Source organism: Nocardia abscessus (assembly GCF_015477775.1).
Lineage (GTDB): Bacteria > Actinomycetota > Actinomycetes > Mycobacteriales > Mycobacteriaceae > Nocardia > Nocardia abscessus_A.
This window is the reverse complement of the sequence record NZ_JADLQO010000021.1, coordinates 1-19,938: the sequence shown is the minus strand read 5'-3', so window position 1 is coordinate 19,938 and position 19,938 is coordinate 1. Positions and strand designations below refer to the sequence as shown.

General features: G+C 66.9%; 20 protein-coding genes. 5 read left to right on the top strand and 15 right to left on the bottom strand.

The genetic code is table 11. The features are described from left to right. Positions 1 to 336: 336 nt before the first annotated feature. From IU450_RS35065 to IU450_RS35055, 3 genes are read right to left on the bottom strand one after another with little or no spacing between them, the layout of a single operon-like run. Positions 337 to 1,242, bottom strand: a complete 906-nt coding sequence (locus tag IU450_RS35065; protein ID WP_195154018.1) for a LysR family transcriptional regulator — start codon at positions 1,240 to 1,242, stop codon at positions 337 to 339. A 50-nt stretch (positions 1,243 to 1,292) separates the two neighbouring features. Beyond that, on the bottom strand, positions 1,293 to 2,228 hold the full coding sequence (locus IU450_RS35060) for a dihydrodipicolinate synthase family protein (protein ID WP_195154017.1): 936 nt from the start codon (positions 2,226 to 2,228) through the stop codon (positions 1,293 to 1,295). 26 nt (positions 2,229 to 2,254) lie between these two features. Then, positions 2,255 to 3,040: an SDR family oxidoreductase gene (locus tag IU450_RS35055; protein ID WP_195154016.1), complete on the bottom strand. Its 786-nt coding sequence runs from the start codon at positions 3,038 to 3,040 to the stop codon at positions 2,255 to 2,257. A 229-nt stretch (positions 3,041 to 3,269) separates the two neighbouring features. Here IU450_RS35055 and IU450_RS35050 point away from each other — a divergent pair, with 229 nt between their 5' ends. From IU450_RS35050 to IU450_RS35040, 3 genes are all read left to right on the top strand, one after another. Next, positions 3,270 to 4,364: a zinc-dependent alcohol dehydrogenase gene (locus IU450_RS35050; RefSeq protein WP_324197938.1), complete on the top strand. Its 1,095-nt coding sequence runs from the start codon at positions 3,270 to 3,272 to the stop codon at positions 4,362 to 4,364. Beyond that, on the top strand, positions 4,351 to 5,511 hold the full coding sequence (locus IU450_RS35045) for a DUF3500 domain-containing protein (RefSeq protein WP_195154014.1): 1,161 nt from the start codon (positions 4,351 to 4,353) through the stop codon (positions 5,509 to 5,511). Before IU450_RS35050 ends, IU450_RS35045 begins: the two co-directional genes overlap by 14 nt. Positions 5,512 to 5,749: 238 nt before the next feature. Continuing rightward, positions 5,750 to 6,490, top strand: a complete 741-nt coding sequence (locus tag IU450_RS35040; protein WP_195154013.1) for a TetR/AcrR family transcriptional regulator — start codon at positions 5,750 to 5,752, stop codon at positions 6,488 to 6,490. A gap of 36 nt (positions 6,491 to 6,526) precedes the next feature. On the opposite strand, the gene IU450_RS35035 is transcribed toward IU450_RS35040, so the two are convergent. The 11 genes from IU450_RS35035 to IU450_RS34985 form a co-directional block, all read right to left on the bottom strand. Further along, entirely contained in the window at positions 6,527 to 7,045 is a 519-nt protein-coding gene (locus tag IU450_RS35035) for a TetR/AcrR family transcriptional regulator (RefSeq protein WP_195154012.1), read from the bottom strand. Between the two features lie 666 nt (positions 7,046 to 7,711). Next, positions 7,712 to 9,154: an aldehyde dehydrogenase gene (locus IU450_RS35030; protein ID WP_195154011.1), complete on the bottom strand. Its 1,443-nt coding sequence runs from the start codon at positions 9,152 to 9,154 to the stop codon at positions 7,712 to 7,714. Positions 9,155 to 9,167: 13 nt separating this feature from the next. Next, positions 9,168 to 9,488, bottom strand: a complete 321-nt coding sequence (locus tag IU450_RS35025) for a DUF4286 family protein (protein ID WP_043690801.1) — start codon at positions 9,486 to 9,488, stop codon at positions 9,168 to 9,170. Between the two features lie 24 nt (positions 9,489 to 9,512). Then, positions 9,513 to 10,790 carry a metal-dependent hydrolase family protein gene (locus IU450_RS35020; RefSeq protein ID WP_195154010.1) on the bottom strand — a complete coding sequence of 426 codons (1,278 nt, stop codon included), beginning with the start codon at positions 10,788 to 10,790 and terminating at the stop codon, positions 9,513 to 9,515. Continuing rightward, the gene (locus tag IU450_RS35015) at positions 10,787 to 11,119 is read right to left on the bottom strand and encodes a hypothetical protein (RefSeq protein ID WP_195154009.1); all 333 of its coding nucleotides are present in this window, start codon (positions 11,117 to 11,119) and stop codon (positions 10,787 to 10,789) included. The genes IU450_RS35020 and IU450_RS35015 overlap by 4 nt, the downstream gene beginning before the upstream one ends. After that, the gene (locus tag IU450_RS35010; protein WP_195154008.1) at positions 11,116 to 12,390 is read right to left on the bottom strand and encodes an aromatic ring-hydroxylating oxygenase subunit alpha; all 1,275 of its coding nucleotides are present in this window, start codon (positions 12,388 to 12,390) and stop codon (positions 11,116 to 11,118) included. The genes IU450_RS35015 and IU450_RS35010 overlap by 4 nt, the downstream gene beginning before the upstream one ends. Before the next feature lie 31 nt (positions 12,391 to 12,421). After that, on the bottom strand, positions 12,422 to 13,264 hold the full coding sequence (locus tag IU450_RS35005) for a TauD/TfdA dioxygenase family protein (RefSeq protein ID WP_195154007.1): 843 nt from the start codon (positions 13,262 to 13,264) through the stop codon (positions 12,422 to 12,424). A gap of 26 nt (positions 13,265 to 13,290) precedes the next feature. Then, positions 13,291 to 13,626 carry a hypothetical protein gene (locus IU450_RS35000; RefSeq protein WP_220135134.1) on the bottom strand — a complete coding sequence of 112 codons (336 nt, stop codon included), beginning with the start codon at positions 13,624 to 13,626 and terminating at the stop codon, positions 13,291 to 13,293. Beyond that, positions 13,626 to 14,897, bottom strand: a complete 1,272-nt coding sequence (locus IU450_RS34995; protein ID WP_195154006.1) for an aromatic ring-hydroxylating oxygenase subunit alpha — start codon at positions 14,895 to 14,897, stop codon at positions 13,626 to 13,628. The genes IU450_RS35000 and IU450_RS34995 overlap by 1 nt, the downstream gene beginning before the upstream one ends. A 32-nt stretch (positions 14,898 to 14,929) precedes the next feature. Continuing rightward, positions 14,930 to 15,703, bottom strand: coding sequence for an SDR family NAD(P)-dependent oxidoreductase (locus IU450_RS34990; RefSeq protein ID WP_195154005.1), 774 nt, complete (start codon positions 15,701 to 15,703; stop codon positions 14,930 to 14,932). An 11-nt stretch (positions 15,704 to 15,714) separates the two neighbouring features. Next, positions 15,715 to 16,758, bottom strand: coding sequence for a ferredoxin--NADP reductase (locus tag IU450_RS34985; RefSeq protein WP_324197937.1), 1,044 nt, complete (start codon positions 16,756 to 16,758; stop codon positions 15,715 to 15,717). A 270-nt stretch (positions 16,759 to 17,028) separates the two neighbouring features. Here IU450_RS34985 and IU450_RS34980 point away from each other — a divergent pair, with 270 nt between their 5' ends. After that, positions 17,029 to 17,652, top strand: coding sequence for a TetR/AcrR family transcriptional regulator (locus tag IU450_RS34980; protein WP_195154004.1), 624 nt, complete (start codon positions 17,029 to 17,031; stop codon positions 17,650 to 17,652). 85 nt (positions 17,653 to 17,737) lie between these two features. Further along, positions 17,738 to 18,352 carry a carboxymuconolactone decarboxylase family protein gene (locus tag IU450_RS34975; RefSeq protein ID WP_195154003.1) on the top strand — a complete coding sequence of 205 codons (615 nt, stop codon included), beginning with the start codon at positions 17,738 to 17,740 and terminating at the stop codon, positions 18,350 to 18,352. A 33-nt stretch (positions 18,353 to 18,385) separates the two neighbouring features. On the opposite strand, the gene IU450_RS34970 is transcribed toward IU450_RS34975, so the two are convergent. Further along, complete coding sequence (locus IU450_RS34970; protein WP_228835571.1) at positions 18,386 to 19,486, bottom strand: GDSL-type esterase/lipase family protein; 1,101 nt, start codon at positions 19,484 to 19,486, stop codon at positions 18,386 to 18,388. Positions 19,487 to 19,938: the final 452 nt, after the last annotated feature.

Below are 19,938 nucleotides of genomic sequence, written 5' to 3'. Positions count from 1 at the left end.
ACTGACCCGCGACCCCGTCGATGATCGCCGGACGTTGCCCCGCCTACCATGCGAACGACTATTCCTCGGACCGTGATCGCGGCCCGCAAGGTTGGCGTACAAGGTAGATCAGCAAGCTTCGATCATGCTTCGGCTGTATCGAGGCCCTGATGGGACAGCGAACCGTGTGCGCACCAGCTACCCGGCAGATGTCAGCACCGCGACCTCGTCACTGCGCTCGGCGAACAATCCTCGGCCACCCGATCTCCCAGCGCTCGCATCCCCACCGCGGATCGGCCGAGCCGGCCCGGAACCACTGGCACCGACACGGCCGACATGACCCATGACGGGGCCCAACTAGCAGCGCAACGCCCCTGGCGGAAGCTCCGTCACCGAGGTGAGCGGCAGTTCGAGGGAGGTGAGCAAGTCTCGGTACCGCTGCGCCAGCTGCGTCGGCGTGCTGCGGCTGTAGGCGACGATCTCGCGGTAGACCCCGGGGCCGATCCTTCTGGCGTGTCGTATCCAGCCGCCGGGTACGGCGTTGTTGGGCACCAGGGCTACTCCCAAGCCCTCCATGGCGAAAAGCAGTGCGGCGGCCACCTGCCCGGTACGCGCGACGGCGTGCGGAGTGAATCCGAGGGCGGTGGCCGTCCGGTCCACTATCTCGCTCATGCCTTGCTCGGGCTCGTAGAGGATCCAGTCGGCTGCGGCAAGTTCGGCATGTTCCACCGTGGGACCCGTGTCCCGCCCCGACGGGCCGACCAGCACCATCTCCTCGTAACCGAGTGACACGACGGGTCCCTCCCACAATTCGGGCCGGGGTCCGACCGCGATGTCGCCCTGTCCGTTGCGAACCGCCTCCTCGAGAGCACGGCGGTGCGAGAAGTCGTGCACCCGAAGGACAGCGGTCGGGAACAGGGAGTGCCACCGGACGGCGCTCGGAGGCAGGATGCCGGAGGCAATCGACCGGACGGTCAGCACGTGCACGTCGCCGCTTCGCCCCTCGACCACTTGGTGCACTGCGTCCGCAGCTTCTCCGACAGCCCGCAACACACGCTCGGCGTGGGGCAGGAAGATCCGTCCCGCGGGCGTGAGGGCGAGGCCGTGGCGGCCGCGTTCGAGCAGTTGCGCGCCGAGTTCCTTCTCCAGCGAACGCATCTGCTGCGACAGCGACGGCTGCGAGACATACAGCCGTGCCGCGGCGGCGCTGAACGACCCGCTTTCCCAGACGGCGAGAAAGTACTCCAGCTGGCGCAGTCGCATCGGATGAAGTTACCGCCGTCCCCGTCGGCCGCAGACGTAGAACGAGCGAGTCACTCGACCCAGTTCGCTCGCCGGTCTCGGCGAGCGAGCCGGGCGAGCAAATAGTCGACTTCCGATCGCGCTCGGTTCGACAGCACGCTTCGGGGTGTGCGCTGGGTATCGGAGGCGAGCAGGCCGCGCCGCCGCATGACGTACTTGCGTACGGCCAGGCCCGCACCGGGCTGCTGTTCGTATCGCAGCAGCGGCAGATGCGCATCGAAGATGTCGTGGCTTTCCTCCGAGCGGCCCGCTGCGGTGTGACCGACCACATCGACCAGCATTTCGGGAAAGCAGTATCCGGTCATCGCGCCGTCGGCTCCCCGCGCGGTCTCGAAATCGAGGAAGAGCCCGCCGTTGCCGCACAGGATCGACAGCCGTGGCATTCCGTCCTCGGCTTCGAGGCCCCGAAGTGCGCTGATCTTCTCCAGCCCCGGCCAGTCCTCGTGCTTGAGCATGACGCAGCTGGGTACGGCGCGGGCGATGCGCGCGATGACCGAGGCGCTCATGACAACCGAGAACGACAAGGGATAGTCCTGCACCACGAGGGGAACCGAGTCGCCGAGCACGCCCGCGACGCCCTCGTAATAGCTCACGATCTGGTCGTCGGTGCGCAAGGTGTTGGGCGGTGCGACCATGACGCCTGCCGCTCCCGCCGACATGACCTCACAGGTGAGTGCGCGCATCGCCGCGTAGCCGGGAGCGGAGACTCCCACGACGACCGGAAGTCGAGTCCTGCGCAACACGTGAAGCACGATTCGTGTCGCCTCGTCGTGGGACAGTTTGGGCGCCTCGCCCATCTGGCCGAGCAAGGTGATCCCGGTGACGCCGACCGATTCGTAGAAATCGACCAAACGGTGCAGAGAGTCGAAGTCCACCGCTCCTTCCTCGTCGAAGGGTGTGGGCGCGATGGCGAAGACGCCCTTCGCCTCACGGGTGAGCACGGCCATGGTTGGATCCTTCGTCGCTGTGGGTGTCAGAGGCTGGAGATGAGCCCACCGTCGACGCGCACCACCGTGCCGGTGATGTACGACGCCGGAACGCTCGCCAGGAACGCCACTGTCGCCGCGTATTCGCTGGGGTCGCCGTAGCGGCCGACGGGGATGGTGGCGACGCTGTCGGCCACAACTTGTTCGACGGTTCGGCCCTCGGCTTCGGCTTTGATCCGGTCGAGACGCTCGACGCGACGGGTGCTGATCCGGCCCGGCACGACGATGTTGCACGTGACGCCGTCCGAGGCGACTTCCCGCGCCAGCGTCTTGGACCAACCGAGCAATGCGGCGCGAAGACTGTTCGACAGGCCCAGGTTGGGAATCGGAGCCACGACCCCAGAGCTGGCGCTGGTGATGACGCGGCCCCATCCGCGCGTCCGCATACCCGGAACGAGTTCGTCGCTGATGGCGATCACCGAAAGCACCATGGAACGGAAATGATCGAGCCATACCGCGCAAGGCCGGCCCAGGATCGGCGAGGGCGGCGGCCCGCCGGTGTTGTTGACCAGAATGTCGACCGGTCCGAGAGTCTGTTCGATCAGAGCGACATTGCCTTCGATGGCGTCGAGGTCGGCGATGTCCCATGCCACCGGTATGGCCCGGCCGCCGGCCGCGACGATCGCGTCGCTGCGTGATCGGGCGGCTTCGCGATGGATATCGGCGACCGCCACCTCGGCGCCCTCGGCCGCCAATTTTTCCGCGATGGCGCCACCGAGGCCGCCGCCCGCGCCGAGAACCAGGGCGGTTCGACCGGCAATCTCGAGATCCAAGTCCACTCCTCGACCGAACGCCGATAAAGCCGGCATTTTCCAGATATTTCGCACCGTAACAGCGCGCCGACGAGTGTGCCCAATACCAATATTCACCGGACCCTATAGGCTGAACTTATACGCCCAGTACAGCGGACGATCGGCGTGCGTTCTCCGACCCTGACCTTCCTCGTGTCGTTGGACAGCAAAGAATTCCCTCACATAGCCTCCTGGTGACCATAAAGGGACAATGAAAGGCAATTCGATGTCCTTGCCGGAAACAATGCTCGCGGCGGTAATCGGCGAACCGGGAATTATCAAGACCAAAACAATGCCGGTGCCCCGTCCGGGCCCGGACGATGTTCTCGTGCGGGTTCACCGGGCGTCGCTGTGCGGCACCGACCTCAAGGTCCGCAGCCGTCGCTTCTTCCACGGAGCCGGCCCGGTGCCGGACACCTTCATCCCCGGCCACGAGTACGCGGGCGTCGTGGTCGCGGTCGGCAGCGCCGTCGACGAGTTCGCCGCCGGCGATCGCGTCGTCACCGAGGCGCATCGGGGCTGCATGCGATGCCTCAACTGCCTGTCCGGCTCCTACACGGATTGCTTGAACTACGGCAACCAGGCCAAAGGCCATCGGGTACAGGGAATGACGGTCAACGGCGGCTTCGCCGAGTATGTCGTCAACCACGTCTCCACGCTGTACCGGCTTCCCGATGACATCGACTTCGACTCGGCCGTCGTGCTGACCACCGTCGGCACCGTGATGCACGCGTTCGACGTGCTCGACTCGCTGCTGGTCGGCGCCGGCGTCGCAGTGATCGGTCCCGGCCCCATCGGATTGATGGCCGTCCAGGTCGCCCGCGAGCTCGGAGCCGACCCGGTGATGCTCGTCGGCACGCGCAACAGCCGACTGGAGATCGGGAAGCAATTCGACGCCGACTACCTGCTGAACTCCCGTGAGGAGGACACCGTCGCCGCGGTCCGGGAGATCACCGGCGGACTCGGCCCCGACATCGTCGTGGAGTGCTCCGGCGCCGCCGGTGCCGTCGACGACGCGATCCACATGGTCAGGCGCGGCGGCAGAATCGTTTTGGCGGGGTTCTTCGAACACCCGGTGACGGCTGACCTCAATCACGCTGTCATGAATGGGATCTCGATCAACACCGTCCGCGGCGAAGGCACACGCTCGGTAGCGAGGGCCCTGTCGCTGGCATCGCGGGGACGACTGCACACCAGCGCCCTGGTGACCCATCATTTCGCGCTCGAAGACATCGCCGAGGCATTCGACACCTACGCCGAACGGCGAGACAACGCGATCAAGGTCATGCTCGATGTCACCGGATGAGGCCACGCTTGCTCCGGGCCGCGCACTGGTCGCCACCGTCATGGCTGACAGCGCGGCAGCATGGCTGGAATCACTCGCCCCGAATCAACTGGCGCAGGCGCAGTTCGACTCCCCTTTGGCTCCTGACGCGGAGGCCGAGCGGCTGCGCTGGTTCTACACCCCGACCGACCACGGTGGACTTGCCCTTCGCGACCAGACCGCACGCCAGCAGGGCTTGGCGATGCGACTGGTCGCATCGGGACTGTCCGAGGCCGGATACACGACCGTCGCAACCGTAATGGGCCTGGAGAACGTCCTCGATCAGGTCGAAGGATGGCGCGTCCACTGGGGACGGCAACGGGGCCGCGACCCCGGCCTGTACTGGCTGAGGTTGTTCGGCCGACCGGGCGACGCGGTCTGGGCATGGCGCTTCGGCGGCCACCACATCTCGCTGAACAACCTCATCGTCGGCGGACACGTCGTCGCGACGACACCGTGCTTCATCGGAGCCGATCCAGCCAGTGCCGCCTTGCTCGGTGGAACACTACGGCCGCTGGGCGGGCCGGAAGAGGCGGCGCGGCACCTGACCCGGTCGCTGGACTCAGACCGATATCGAACAGCATTACTGCACACCGGTGCCATATCCGACATCGTCTCCGGCAACCGGCCGACCATCGCCCACGGCGACGCGATGATGCACATGCAGGATCTCTGGCGCGGCAAGTTCACCGATCCGGCGCTGCGAAAGCTGGTCGACGATATCGACCTGCGCGCCGAAAGCGGTAGCGGATACACCGCAGCCGACCACGCCGCCATGGCGATTTCCTTTCCCCCCAAAGGTTTGGCCGCGCGCGACCTCGACCCAGAGCAACGGCACGTATTACGCCAGCTGATCAGCCTGTACACCGGTCGTGCGCCGAGAGCACTCGCCGATGCCCACGCTGCGCACTACGAAGCCGACCACGTACTCGACGAGGTCTACTTCGGATGGGCAGGCGGCCTCGAGTCCGGCGAACCGCACTACTACCGGATCCAGGGCCCCGACCTGCTCATCGAATACGACAACACGCAGCGTCACGCCAACCATGCCCACTCGGTCTGGCGCAACCCGCGCTCGGATTTCGGGCTCGACAGCCTGGCCGAACACCGTCGGCGCTCCACGCATTGAGAGGTACGGCAGCAAATGCGGGCAAGAACGGCGGGCAACCTTGTCAGTGCACGCCGATCGCTTTGCTGTCGACTCCCGGGCGAATGTCAGGGCCGCCCGCGCGTCTCCCGTGACCACGCCGACGGCGACCGTACTGTCCCTGACGCTCGTCGCCGAGGCTCGCCCGCCCACTGTTGCCGAATATTTGCCGTATGGTCAAACCAAAAAGGCGACGTCGTGACCGTTATATGCTGATCACATGTCCGGCCCGCCGATCCGCGAGAATACGAGCGTGCCCACCGCCGACTCCGACGACGCCGAGACCACCGGCCGGCGCTCCCCCGGCCGCCCTCGCGTTCCTTTCGACCGGATCGTGACCACCGCGCTACGCCTGGTCGACGAGGAAGGCGCCGCGGCGCTGTCGATGCGCACTCTGGCCCAACGCCTCGAAACCGGTACCGCGGTGCTCTACCGGGCCGTGGCCAACCGCGCCGAACTCATCGGGCACGTCGTCGACTGGGTTCTGGGTGAGGTCGAGATCGATGACGACGCCACCGACGGCGACTGGCAACGCACGTGCATCGCCGCCGCGGAAGCCATCTTCGCCGCCCTGCACCGTCACCGGGGTGTCGCTCCCCTGCTCATCGAACAGGTACCCACCGGCCCCAACGCACTGCGCCTGCGCGAGCAAGTTCTGGCGATGCTGCTCGCCAACGGATTCCCCCCGCAATCCGCAGCCATGATCTACGCCACCCTGGCTCGCTACGTCGTCGGCTTCGCCGCGCAACTACAAGGCCACGACACCGAGATCAATATCGACCCCACCTCGATCACCACCCTGTTCCGCCAACTCGACCCGGCACACTTCCCCGCCACCATCACCGTCGCCGACTGCCTACCCGCACAAACCCTGGAAAGCGAATTCCACTTCGGACTCGGCCTCCTCGTCGCAGGCCTCGCACCGCTGCATGCCGCGGCGACCGATTCGGATTCCACCTGATTCGGCATACCGACGCACACTGCTCGCTGCGCCGCCTCAACGGTGCCCCAGCACGGTGAGAGCCTGCTGGGTGAGGGTATCCACCCACGCCACTGTCACTGTGGCCGGATCGCGCTGTGATGTTCGCAGAATCGCCAGGACGACTCCGTTGACCAGATCGAGAGCGGCGCTCAGGTCGTTGACGTGGAAGCACTCCGCCGACATACCGGCACGAATGCCAGCGGCCAGGCGCGATCTGATGCGGGGTTGTTCCAGGATTCGGTACCCCATCGCAAGGACAATTGCGCCGATATCAGGGTGGCCGACGCCGATCGCGCCGAGCGCACGCAAGTGCGCGACGACAATGCCGACAGGGTCATCGATACCCGCAGTGGCGCTGTCGAGGATCCACCCGAGGTCCTCGATCACCTCGATGATGACGGTGTCGAAGAATTCGTCTTTGCTACCGAAGTGGTTGTAGAAGGACCCGGTGGCGACGCCGGCATCCCGTGCCAGATCGGCGATGCCGATCCTTCCGGCTGGATCGCTACCCAGCGCCCACCGTCCCGAACGCATCAGTGCCGCGCGTGTCCGAAGGGCACTGCGCGCCCGCGCGCTCGATCGATCGGAGGTCTGCGGCAGCGACGTGCTCGTAATCCCGTCGCGGGGCCGGCCACGAAGGACTGAGCCCGGGTCGATCTGTTCACCAGCAGCAGCTCGTCCACCCATAATGGTTACAGTGTCGCCGTTATAGTTGGGTCCGTCAATGGGCTCCCGCGACGTCGCTGCCGCCCGAGACCGGCGAGCGCACGACTTTCCGCCGCCGCTCCACCGGGCAGGTCTCGGGCCCGCAGCGAGGCGGGCCGGCCTCCCTGTTGCGACATGCTTCAGCGGCGAAGCTTCCATCGGCTTGGCAAGGCCTCGCTATTCGGATGCAGTGCTGTCACCCTGGTGTCGCTGGTCACGGGCCGAGGGACAGGCGTCAGCGTGGCAGGCGTGGCCGCAACTGACAGCCGTCTATGGTGGAACGTTCCAATCCAATTGTGCACCAATGCTTTTGCCATCAACCATGGATCAAGTTGCGCACGGCCGCAGCGGTGGCCGTGCAGTCGAAGACCACGCCGGCCGGTCGAACTCGCACGTGAACATCCACGCTCGAACGGGTCTATGCCGGGCAGCACCACGAAGACACAGCCGTCCTGACCCACCTGCGTGGCGATGTCATCGAAGCACTCATGACGATCAGATGCCGGACACGGATTTGGTGGTCAGGTATCCGGCCAGCCCCTCGCGGCCGAACTCGCGGCCGATGCCGCTGGCCTTGACTCCGCCGAAGGGCGCGACGGGGTCCATGCTGTAGGCCTGATTGATGCCGAAGCTTCCGCTGCGGATTCGGCGCGCGACCGCGAGGGCCCGGGCCGGTTCACTCGACCAGACCGAGCCCGACAACCCGTAGTCGGTGTCGTCGGCGATCGCGATCGCCTCCTCGTCATCGGCGTAGGGGATGGCGGTCAGGACAGGCCCGAAGATCTCCTCGCGGGCGATGCGCATCCGGGGGTCGACATCGGTGAAGAGGGTGGGGCGGACGTACCATCCCCGGTCACAGCCGGTCGGCATGTCGGCGCCGCCGACAGCCGGATGCGCGCCCTCGCGGATTCCGGTGTCGATGTAGCCACGCACCCGGGCCTGCTGGCTTCGGGACACCAGCGGACCGATGTCGGTCGTCTCGTCGAAGGGGTCACCCACGCGCAGCGCCCACACCATCTCGCTCAGTGCCTCGACATACTCGTGATACCGGCTGCGGGGCAGCAGTATCCGGGTCTGCACGACGCAGGCCTGCCCACCGTTCATGAGCGCGGCCTCCTTCATCCCCTCGGCGACATGGTCCGGGTCGGCGTCGTCGAGCACCACCGCCGCCGATTTGCCGCCCAGTTCGAGGCTCACCCGGCGCAGCGCGGGCGCACACGCGGCGGCGACCTGGCGGCCCGCGGCGGTGGAGCCGGTGAACGACACTTTGTCCACACCGGAATGGGCGACGAGATGAGCACCGATGGCGCGGTCGCCGGGCAGGATGCTGACAACTCCCGGCGGGATACCGCTGTGCCGCAACAAATCGGCCATGAGGTAGGCGTCCAGGGGTGTTTCCGGGGAGGGTTTCAGCACCACGGTGCATCCGGCCAGCAGCGCCGGGATCAGCTTGGCGACCGTGAGGAACATCGGCATGTTCCACGGCACGATCGCCGCGACAACGCCGACGGGCTCGTGACAGACCAGGATGTCGGCGCCGAAGTATCCGGGCCGGGTCTCCTCCCACGGATAGTTCGCCGCGATATCGACGAGCGAGCGCATCATGACGCCGGGGAGCCGGGCGTGCGCGGAGCGCGAGAATTGGAGCGGTGCGCCCATTTCCGCGGTGATCAGCCGCGCGAGTTCGTCCTCGCGCTGGGTGTAGCGGTCGACGAGGCCGCGGACGATGCCGATGCGCTCCTCAGCGCCGAAGCCCCGCCACGGACCGTGGTCGAAGGCTTCCCTGGCCGCGGCCACGGCAAGGTCGACATCGCGGACGTCCGGCGCCGCGAGCCGCGCGATCACCGTTTCGGTGTGCGGTGAGATCACCTCGAGGGTGCGGTCGGTGCTGGGCGCCCGCCATTCGCCGCCGATGAACAGGCTGGTGTGTTCGCGCATCGGACGTCCGGGGTCAGGGCCGGTAGGCGGCGATGTCGCGCAGCAACCGCACGACCGGTGGCGGATCCACTTGCAAGCCCACCGGCGCGGACATCTCCCCGGAACGGGACTTCTGTCCCAGTGCCGCGCGCACGGCCTCGAGGTCGTCGGCCTCGATCTCGTAGAGGGCGATGTAGCTGGGGTCGCCGTCGACGGTGGCGAGGCGGCGGGCGGCGACGACGCCGTCGAGCTTGCACATCTCGGCGAGGTGGGTGTTCTCGTACCAGTCGTGGTAGGCGGCGGCCTCCTCGGCGGAGTTCGGGCGCGATTCGACGAAGAGAATTCCGGTGGGCATCTGCCTTCTCCTGGCGGTGAGGGATTATCGGACGGGCACGGCGGCGGCGATGTCGGCGGTCGTGTTCTTGTGCACGACACCGCCTTTCATCACGAACCGCACGTGTTCGGTGACGGTGATGTCGCGGGTGGGATCGCCGGGAACGGCGATGATGTCGGCGAGCAGGCCGGGGGCGAGCCTGCCCCGGTCCTCGGCGCCGACGAGTTCGGCGCTGGTGACGGTGGCGGCGCGCAGCGCTTGGGCGGGGGTCATCCCGCGGTCGACCATCGCCCACAGCTCCTTGGCGTTGTCGCCGTGCGGAACGGCGGGAGCGTCGGTGCCGCAGGCGATCTTGACTCCGGCCTCGATGGCCTTGCCGAGCATGCGCCGCGCCTTGGGGAACACGGTCGCGGCCTTTTCCCGCAGGGCGGGCGGCGCCTTGGACACGTCCAGGCCCTCGGACAGATAACTGGTCGGGACCAGGAAGGTGCCGTGTTCCACCATCATGGCGATGGTGTCGTCGGTGGCCAGCGAACCGTGTTCGATGCAATCGACGCCGGCCTGGATGCAGGCGCGGATGCCGGCGTCGCCGTGCGCGTGGGCGGCCACCTTCAGCCCGGCGCGATGGGCTTCGTCGACGATGGCGCGCAGTTCTTCGTCGGAGTACTGCTGGGTGCCCGGAGCGGTGCTGTGCGACATGACCCCGCCCGACGCCGAGATCTTGATGACTCCCGCGCCGTACTTGATCTGATACCGCACCGCGTGCCGCACCTGGTCGACGCCGTTGGCCAAGCCCTCCTCCACCGACAGCGGCATGATGTGCGGGGCCAAGCGCTGGAACATGGTGGGATCCAGATGCCCCCCGGTCGGGGTGATGGCATGGCCCGCCGACACGATCCGCGGGCCGGGAAACCAGCCCTGCTCGATCGCGCGGTGCAGGTCGACATCGAGCAGGTATCCGCCGGTCTTCACCATCAGCCCGAGGTTGCGGACGGTGGTGAAACCGGCCAGCAGTGTCGTGCGGGCATTGATCGTGGCACGCAGCGTGCGATAGACGGGATCGTCCTGCACCCCGTGCATCGGGCTGGGCAACCCGGAAGGATTCTCCGGGCCGCCGATGAGCAGGTTGATCTCCATGTCCATCAGACCGGGCAGCAAGGTGGTGTCGCCCAGGTCGAGCACCGTGGCGTCGGCGGGTTCCACGGTGAGGTCCACCGCCTCGATGTATTCGCCGCGCACCACGATCACGGCGGGCGTGTGTACCTCGCCGGTCGCCACGTCGACCCAGCGGGCGGCCCGCAGCACGATGGTCTCGGTGCTCATGGCCGTGGTTCGATCAGGCAGTCGAGCGTCGCCGCGCCGGAGTCGGGGACGCGAGGCTGGCTCCACACCTCCACCGGGAACGAGACCATCACCATCGAGTGCAGCAGCCACAGCAGGCGCCGGGCGTCGTCGGGCAGCTCGTCGAGCGCGAACTCGTCGAGGTATTTCAGCGCCGCTTCGGCGCGTGGGGTGATCGCGTCGTAGAAGCGCTGCATGTCCTCCATCGAGCTGGCCAGACGCCGGGCGTAGCGTTCGGGTTCGGTTTCCAGGCACCAGATTTCGGCGAAGGGTTCCAGGTCGGCGAATTCCGCCGGCAGCAGGGCGCTCATCGGGTGCCCACCTCGGTGTGCTCGTCCTGGTAGGACTGGACCCACTCGCCGGCGACCTTGTGCAGGTGACGCAGCAGGATCTCCTGGTCGTTGAGCGGGAACGTGGTGACCGCGCGCGATTCGAGCATGGTCTGCGTGGCTTCGAGGGTGTTGCCGTCCTGCAGGGCGTACTCCTTGAAGGTGACCGCCGCCATCTCGTGGGCGACTCGTTCGCGGGGGGTGCGCGCGGGCACGAAGTACAGGTTGCCCTCGAAGATGTGACGATTGTGGCTGGTCGGCCAGTAGTGGTAGGTCAGGTACCAGCCGCCGGACCAGATGAGGATCACGAAGTTGGGCCACAGCTGGAAGGAGTCCAGCCCCCACGGGTCACATTTCGCCGGGTTCAGCCCCGGCGGCATCGGGCCCAGTTCGGGCTTCTCCCATGGCCCGAACAACCCGCTGCGGGTGATGTCCTCCATGGGCTTGCGCATGGTGGGGTCGAGTTCCCATGCGACCACACCGGAGGTGCTGACCAGCCGGTGCGGGCCGTCGAGCTGATAGTGCGGCGCTTCGAATCCGGCCTGCTGGGCGGCGGTGGAGTAGTTGTCCGGCGTCTGCTTCGCGTGCAGCACCGGCGCATGGTAGAACTCCTGGAAGGCGTCCATGTACAGCTTCCAGTTGGCGCCGACCTCGGCCCGATAGTAGTAGCGGTCGGTCATGCGGTCGAAGGGGTAGCCCTCCAGCGCGGTGACCATGGGGCCGAGGAATTCTCGCAGTGTTTGTGGTGGCTGGGCGGCGAGGTTGACGAAGATGAATCCCGCCCACACCTCGCAGTGCACCGGAGCCAGCCCGTACTGATCCTTGTCGAGATCGAAGAACTCACTCTCCTGCTGCACGAACGACAACGCACCATCGAGCCCATAGCGCCAGCCGTGATACTTACACGTGAACTGCCGACACGTCCCGGAGGTCTCTTCCTTCGGAAAATCGTTCCAGACCAGTTTGTTGCCCCGATGACGGCAGATATTGTGAAACGCCCGCACCTGCCGCTCCCGGTCACGCACCACGATCACCGAGGTACGCGCGGCATCGATCTCTTTCGTGAAATAGCTGCCCACCTTCGGAAGCTGTTCGACCCGGCCCACATTCAGCCAGGCACGCTTGAAAATCGCCTCCCGCTCCAACTCGAAGAACTCCGGAGAGATGGAGTCCTCATAGGACACCGGGGCAGTGCCCAAGTCCGGGTAGTGCTGGGTCCAACTGCCTTCGGGGGGTTTGGGCCAACGAGGCATGGTCGTTCTCCTGTGCTGTGGTCGGGCAGGGTCACTGGATCGGTTCGTCGCCGAGCACGGTGGTGCGCAGCATTTCTCGCGGCGAATCGGGCTCATAGGGAGCGGCGCGGTGGATCACGCCGCGGTTGTCCCAGATCACGGTGTCGCCGACGGACCACTCGTGCCGGTACACCCGCTCCGGTGCGGTGCTGCGGGCGAGCAGGTCGTCGAGCAGGGCCCGGCTCCGATCGGCATCCAGGCCCACCACCTCCCCGGCGGAGGCGCCCAGCACCAGCGAGCGGCGTCCGGACCGGTGCGTCCACACGATCGGGTGTTCGCGGACCGGCCGCCGCCGCCACGCCGCGAGCTGCTCGGGCGTCGGGTTCGGCGTGATCCGCCGCTGCGACGCCTCCAGCGAGTGCACCACCCGCAGCCCCGCCAGATAGTTCTGCTCGGTCTCGCTCAGATCGTCGTAAGCCTTGTAGGTGCTGGCGAATTCGGTCTCCCCGCCCGTGGCGGCCACGGCCTTCGCGGACAGCATCGTGGCCATCTGCGGGTAGGCGTCGTCCTCCGGTGTGCACCCGTCGATGTGCCAGTCGAAGGTGGCGCGCAGGTAGCTCGCCGAGGAGTTCTTCGAGGTGTCGAGACTGACCCGGTAGATTCCCTCGACCGGGTGGTGGCCCGGGGAGGTGTCGATCGGTCCGAGGGTGCGGCAGAACGCGACCTGGGTTTCGGGGTCCAGGTGCAGGCCCCGGAAGACGAGGACGCCGTTGTCCTCGAGTGCCTGCTTGATCGCGCCGGGCACGGCGGGGTCTCCCACGAGCCGGTCGGGTGTGAGGCCGACGATCTCGGCGCCGACGTCGTGGCCCAGCTTCTCCACGGTGAGTGTTGTCATGATCGTGTCCTTCGGATTCGGCCCGGTCAGGGCGTGGGCTCGCCGACCCGCTCCAGCCAGGCGTCGGCGCTGTCGACCGGTGCGGGCTGCTGGAAGATCTCCACCGCCATCGCCACCATGACCAGCGAGTAGATGAGGTGGAGCAGATTGAGGGCGTCGTCGGGCAGTTCGTCGAGGGGGAACTTGTCGCAATAGACGATGGCCTCGTCCAAGCGGGGGAAGAACGCGTCGTAGAAGGCGTTGAGCTCCTCCATCGTGCTGGCCTGCCGCTGGGCCCATCGGGCCGTCTCGGACTCCAGGCACCAGGTGGGCGCGAACTTCTCGAACTCGGCGAAGGCCGGTGGCAGCATGGGTCCGCTCATCACCGGGCCCCCACGCGCTCGCCGCGGTAGTCGTTCACCCAGTCGGCCACGACCTTGTGGAAGTGCCGCACCAGGATCTCCTGGTCGTTGACCGGGTAGTCGGTGACGTTCGCGGTGCGGTATGCCTGCTCCAGCGCGGTCTGGGTACCGGTCAGCATGCCCGCGTCCTGCAACGCGAACTCCTTGAACACGACCGAGGCCACCTCGTGCTCGACGCGTTTGCGCACGGTGTCGGCCGGCTGGAAGCACAGCATGCCCTCGAACAGGTGGGTGTTGTACGAGGTGGGCCAGTAGCGATAGAGCAGGTACCAGCCGCGGTAGAACAGGATCTCGATATTGGGGAAGATCTGGAAGTTGTCGATCCCCCAGGGCTCCACCCGGCCGGGATTGATCCCCGCCGGCAGCTCACCGATGTCCGGGGACTCCCACGGGCCCACCAGCCCGCTGTGGGTGACCCGCTCGATCGGGTACATGTACTCGGCGGGCAGCGTCCAGCGCCGAGCGCCACCGGTGCTGACCATGCGGTGCGGACCATCGAGCTGGAAATGCGCGCAGGTGAAGCCGGCATCCGGCTTGCGCACCGCGCCGGGAACCTGCTGCGAGTGCAGACCCGGCACGTGGTAGTACTCCTGGAAGGCATCGGCGAAGAGTTTCCAGTTGCTCTGGTTCTCGGCCCGGAACTCGTACCACTCCGTCATGCGGTCGAAGGGGTAGCCTTCCAGGGCGGTGACCATGGGGCCGAGGAATTCTCGCAGTGTTTGTGGTGGCTGGGCGGCGAGGTTGACGAAGATGAATCCCGCCCACACCTCGCAGTGCACCGGAGCCAGCCCGTACTGATCCTTGTCGAGATCGAAGAACTCACTCTCCTGCTGCACGAACGACAACGCACCATCGAGCCCATAGCGCCAGCCGTGATACTTACACGTGAACTGCCGACACGTCCCGGAGGTCTCTTCCTTCGGAAAATCGTTCCAGACCAGTTTGTTGCCCCGATGACGGCAGATATTGTGAAACGCCCGCACCTGCCGCTCCCGGTCACGCACCACGATCACCGAGGTACGCGCGGCATCGATCTCTTTCGTGAAATAACTACCCACCTTCGGAACCTGCTCGACCCGGCCCACATTCAGCCAGGCACGCTTGAAAATCGCCTCCCGCTCCAACTCGAAGAACTCCGGAGACACCGAATCCTCGAACGAGATCGGTCCGGTGCCCAGGTCGGGGTAGTGCTGGGTCCAGCTACCCGCGGTCGGCTTGAGCCAGTCGGTCATCGTGGTACTCCACTTCTGCGGTGAGGGACGGGTCAGATGACGGTGCCGCCGTTGACGCCGACCACCTGTCCGGTGATGTATCGGGCGTCCTCGGAGCACAAGAACGCGCAGGCGGCGGCGATGTCGTCACCGGTGCCGAGGAAACCGACCGGGATCGCGTTCGCCATGGTCGCGTTGTCCGGCAGATGTCCGGCCGCCTGCGAACCACGCGACATCGGGGTGTCGATACCCGACGGCGGGATCGTGTTCACCGTGATGCCGCGGGAGGCGTACTCGCGGGCGAGCCCCTTGGTCATCGCGATCACTGCGCCTTTGGAGGCCGTGTAGTGCACCATCCCCGGCGAGCCGCGCTGCGCGCTCGACGAGGAGATGGTGACGATCCGGCCCCACTGCCGGGCCAGCATGTCGGGCACGACGGCCTGCACGCACTGGAACGTGCCGGTGAGATTGACCTCCACGACGCGATTCCATGATTCCAGGGAGATGTCGGTGAACGGCTCGAACGCGACCAGCCCGGCGCTGGTGACCAGGATGTCCACCGGACCGTAGGCCGCGCGGGTCGCGGCCAGCGCATCGTCGACGGCCGCGCGGTCGGTGACGTCGACCGCGAAACCCGCTGCGGCGGCGCCGCCGTCGCGGATCTCCGCGGCGGCCCGCTCGGCGCCGTCGCCGTCGAGATCCAGGATTGCCACCCGGTCGCCACGTTCGGCGAGGCGCCGGCAGATGGCCAGTCCCATACCGGAGGCTCCGCCGGTGACGACGGCGGTCCGCCCGGCCGGTCGCTCGGAGGTGTGCGGCAGTGACATCGGTGGCGCTCCTAGTCGTAGTCGACCCGCAGCAGCGGGCCGGTCGGGACGGCCTGGCAGGTGAGCACCCAGCCGTCGGCGATTTCCTCCGCGGTGAGCACCTCGTTGTTGCGCATCACCGCACTGCCTTCGACCACGCGTGCGATGCAGGTCGCGCAGTTGCCCGTCTCGCAGGAGGAGGGCGGGCGCAGGCCCAGGGCTCGCGCCACCTGCAGGACGGTGGTGCCGCCGCGGTGCTCGCCGGTGGCGGTCCGGCGTCCGCAGCGGATGGTGACCTGCGCGGGCTCGCCGTCGGCAGGCTCCTCGGGAGCATCTGCTTCGCCGGTGGTGAAGCGTTCGACGTGCACGCGCTCGTCCGGAACACCGCCCTCCGACAGGCCCGCGCGCACGACGTCCATAAAAGGCGCCGGGCCGCACAGGAAGTGCTCGTGGTCGCCGGTGCCAGGGAATATTTCGCTGATCCGTTCGGCGGTCAGCAGACCGGATTCGGCGTCGATGTGGTGCACGACGGTCAGCCGACGGGGGTGACGCGCGGCGAGTTCGGCCAGGCCGGTTCCGAAGATGATCGAGTCGCGGTCGCGGTTGGCGTAGCACAGGCGCACCCGGCGCGTGGTGGTGGCCAGCGCCGTCTTGACGATCGAGAACACCGGAGTGACACCGCTTCCCGCCGCGAAGGTGACGATGTCGCGCTCGGAGTCGGGCAAGACGAACGTGCCCATCGGGACAGTGACTTCCACGGTGTCGCCGGGACGCACCTGTTCGGTGAGCCAGGTCGACACCAGCCCCTGCGGTATTCGCTTGACGGTGATCTGCGGGTGCGGATCGGTCACCGGTGAGGAGGACATCGAGTAGGACCGGTGATGGACCTCCGCACCGATCCGCACCCGCAGCGTGAGGAACTGCCCCGCCCGATACGTGTACTCGGCCGCGAGTCGCGGTGGGATGTCGAGGACGAACGAGCGGGCATCGGCGGTCTCGGCGCGCACCTCGGCCACGCGCACCGCGTGCGTCCGGGTGCCACGCCGGAGCGTGGCTTCCTCCGCTGGAATCGGCACCGCGCTCTCCATTCGGTTCGCCGGAAGGGCCGGCCCGAGAAGTTTGATCAAGTGGTTAATTTGATCGACTGGTTAAGGTTATAGGGCTGGTCGGAGCACAATGTCAAGGCTTGACAGAGTGGAAAGCGCGTCCCTTCGACCATGGGCCCGCGACCGTGAGCCCGGAAACGGCCATGGCAGCCCTATGATCGAGCGGCGGCGCGAGCCGGGCCGCGGACCGGGCACTCATCCGTGGTGCCGGGCAGCGAAAGCGGAGGGAGGCGGCAGGCGATGAAGGTGGAACGGGCGAGCCGTGCCCACAGTGCGGCCACCCGCGTCGCACTGCTGGACGCGGCCGAGCAGATCATGCTCGAAGAGGGCTACGCCGCCGTCAGCTCACGGCGCCTCGCGGCCAGGGCAGGGGTCAACCCCGGGCTGGTGTACTACTACTACGACACCATGGACAACCTGTTCGTCGAGCTTTTCCGCCGCGGCGCCGAGCGCAGCTACCAGCGCCAGCGCGAGGCCCTCGAAGCCGCGCAGCCGCTGTGGGCGCTGTGGGAGGCCATCCACGACCAGTCGCAAACCGCGCTCACCATGGAATTCGTCTCCATGGCCAACCACCGCAAGACGATCAGGGCCGAGATCGCCCAGTCCTCACGACGATTCCGCCTCCTGCAACTCGAGGCCGTCGGGAATATCCTTCGCGGTTACCCGGCCGTCGCGGCCATGTGGACACCGACCACCGTCGTCATGCTGATGTCCAGCATCTCGCGTTTCCTGCGCATGGAGGAGTCCTTCGACATCGATACCGGCCACACCGAGACGATCGCTTTGATCGAAGAATTCCTGCGCAGCGTGGAAGGCGAACGCAGCCCCGGAAGGGTCCGCGCCGCGGGGCGCGGCCGATCCTGACCTTGGTCGCGAACTGCGAACAAGCCTATTCTGTGCGGGTGCACAGCATTACGATCGTTCGCCTCTGCCGGTAGGGGCCGACGATATGACGGAGTCCGAGCCGCGGTTACCACCGCTGCCGATCGACCAGTGGGACGAGCAGGCGCGTGAGATGCTGCGCGGACGGCTGACCATGGCCGACCGTTACCTGTCCGGCGAACCCGACGCCCCTCCCCTGCCCAATGTGCTGGGACTGCTCGGACACCATCCCGAGCTCGCCGCCGCGTGGCTCACCTACAACGGCCTGCTCCTCGAGCGCGCGACCCTGGACCCACGGTGTCGTGAACTGGTCATCCTGCGCGTGGCTTGGCGCAGCGGCTCGCGCTACGAATGGGAACAGCACGTGCGCATCGGTCTGCGAGCGGGCCTGTCCCCCGCGCAGATCGCCGCGGTCCGGCAAGACCCGAGCGCCGATCTCTGGACGCGGCTGGAACGGCTGTTACTGACCGCCGCCGACCAGCTGATGGACCGGCACCGCATCGACGGCGACACCTGGACCGAACTCGGCGCGCACCTCGATACCCGGCAGCTCATGGAGCTCATGTTCGTCACCGGCTCCTATCTGTGCCTGGCCATGGTGTTCAACAGCGCCGATCTGCAGCCGGACCCGGGTGCCGAATCGTTGCCCGCCGAACTCGAATTCGCCCCTCGCGACGACTGACAACCGCGCGTCCCGCCGGCACTGCGGGGATCGTCAGCAGGCGGGTGATGGGGAGGCGCCGAGCAGGGCGAGGTCGATCGTCTCGGCCATCGCCCGGTATCCCGCGAGGCTGGGGTGCAGGCGATCCGGGCTCGAATAGACCGCTCGGAGCACGGACGGGTCGGCAGGATCGCGCAGGGCGGCATCGAAGTCGACGATGCCGTCGGCGAGGTTCTGGTTGCGTATCCAGGCGTTGATCTGCTGCCGGGCGGTCTCGCTGCGGGGCGCCAGGAGTTCGCCGTCGACGAGGGCGTCGGAGGCGGGAAGCAGTGTTCCCAGCCAGATCTTCTTGCCGTGCCGGTGCGCTGTGGTGATGAGTTTCTCGTATCCCGCAATCATCGACGCGGCATCGGCGGGCGGCGGAAGTCCGAGATCGTTGATTCCCTCCTGCACCAGAACTCCACCGACACCGGCTTGTCCGAGTGCGTCGCGTTCGAAGCGCGACAGCCCGCTCGGACCGAGAAGAAGCGGCTCGCCACTGGTGAGCACGCGATTGCTGCCGATTCCGGCGTTGACCACCGAGACCGGAATGCCCGCGTTGTCCAGCCGCCGCTGCAGAACGTCGGGATAGCGTCCATTGGTGTCGGCGACGCCACGATCGACCGGCACGCTCAACGCGTTGGCGCCCACGAAACCATCGGTGATGGAGTCCCCGAACGCCACCACCGCACGGGTTTCGGCGGGTGCGAGCACGTCCAGAGCGGTGACATACAACCAGGAACCGGTCGTGGAGGAGAATCCGTCGGCGCCTGGCTGCCCGGTGAGATCACCGCTACCGGCAGGAGAGTAGAACGAGGTGGCGTTGGCATTCCAGTGTTTGGTCGGCGGCCCCGCCGGATCGGGAACGTGAATACTGACCGCCACCGGGGCGAATGCGGCGACAGTGAACGGCACCGGATCGCTGACGACATCGGCTCCGGCGGGCAGGGTGACGGCTGCCTGCCCGCCGAACAGCACCGGCGCCGCATCCGCCACCGCCGCGCCCGATAATTGGTTGGCGATGCTCACCTGTGCGAATGTGACCGGCGTCAGCCCGAACCGGTTGGTCAGATGCAGGCGCAGTCGCGACCCACCCAGATGCGGAGTGATGACCATCCGAAAAGTCTGGTCGTCGACCGCGAGTGGAATCGGCCCTCCGGCCGCATCGACGGGAGTCACCGAATCGGTCGGGCTCGCCGTCCACGACGCCACGAAATGTTCCCCGCCGCACCCGGAAGGCTGCGCCCGAGCCACCGCGGTATCTCCCGGGCCCACGACCGCGGCAGAGCCGGCCGCGAGTACGAGGGCGGCGGCCAACGCTGCCCCGCGACGACGAGCACGCCGCCGAATTCGCTTGCGGGAGACTACAAGGACAGAACTCTCAGGAGCCATTGCAGAAGGCTTCACAATTATCACCTCTCCGTCGACGGAATTGCGCGAGTCAGATCAGGGTGTCGATGTCGTGGGTGACGATGTTGTCGAGTGCGCGTTCGGCGATGGCGGCGATGGTCATCGAGGGGTTGCATGCGGCGGTGTTGCCTGGCATGAGTGCTCCGTCGAGGACGTAG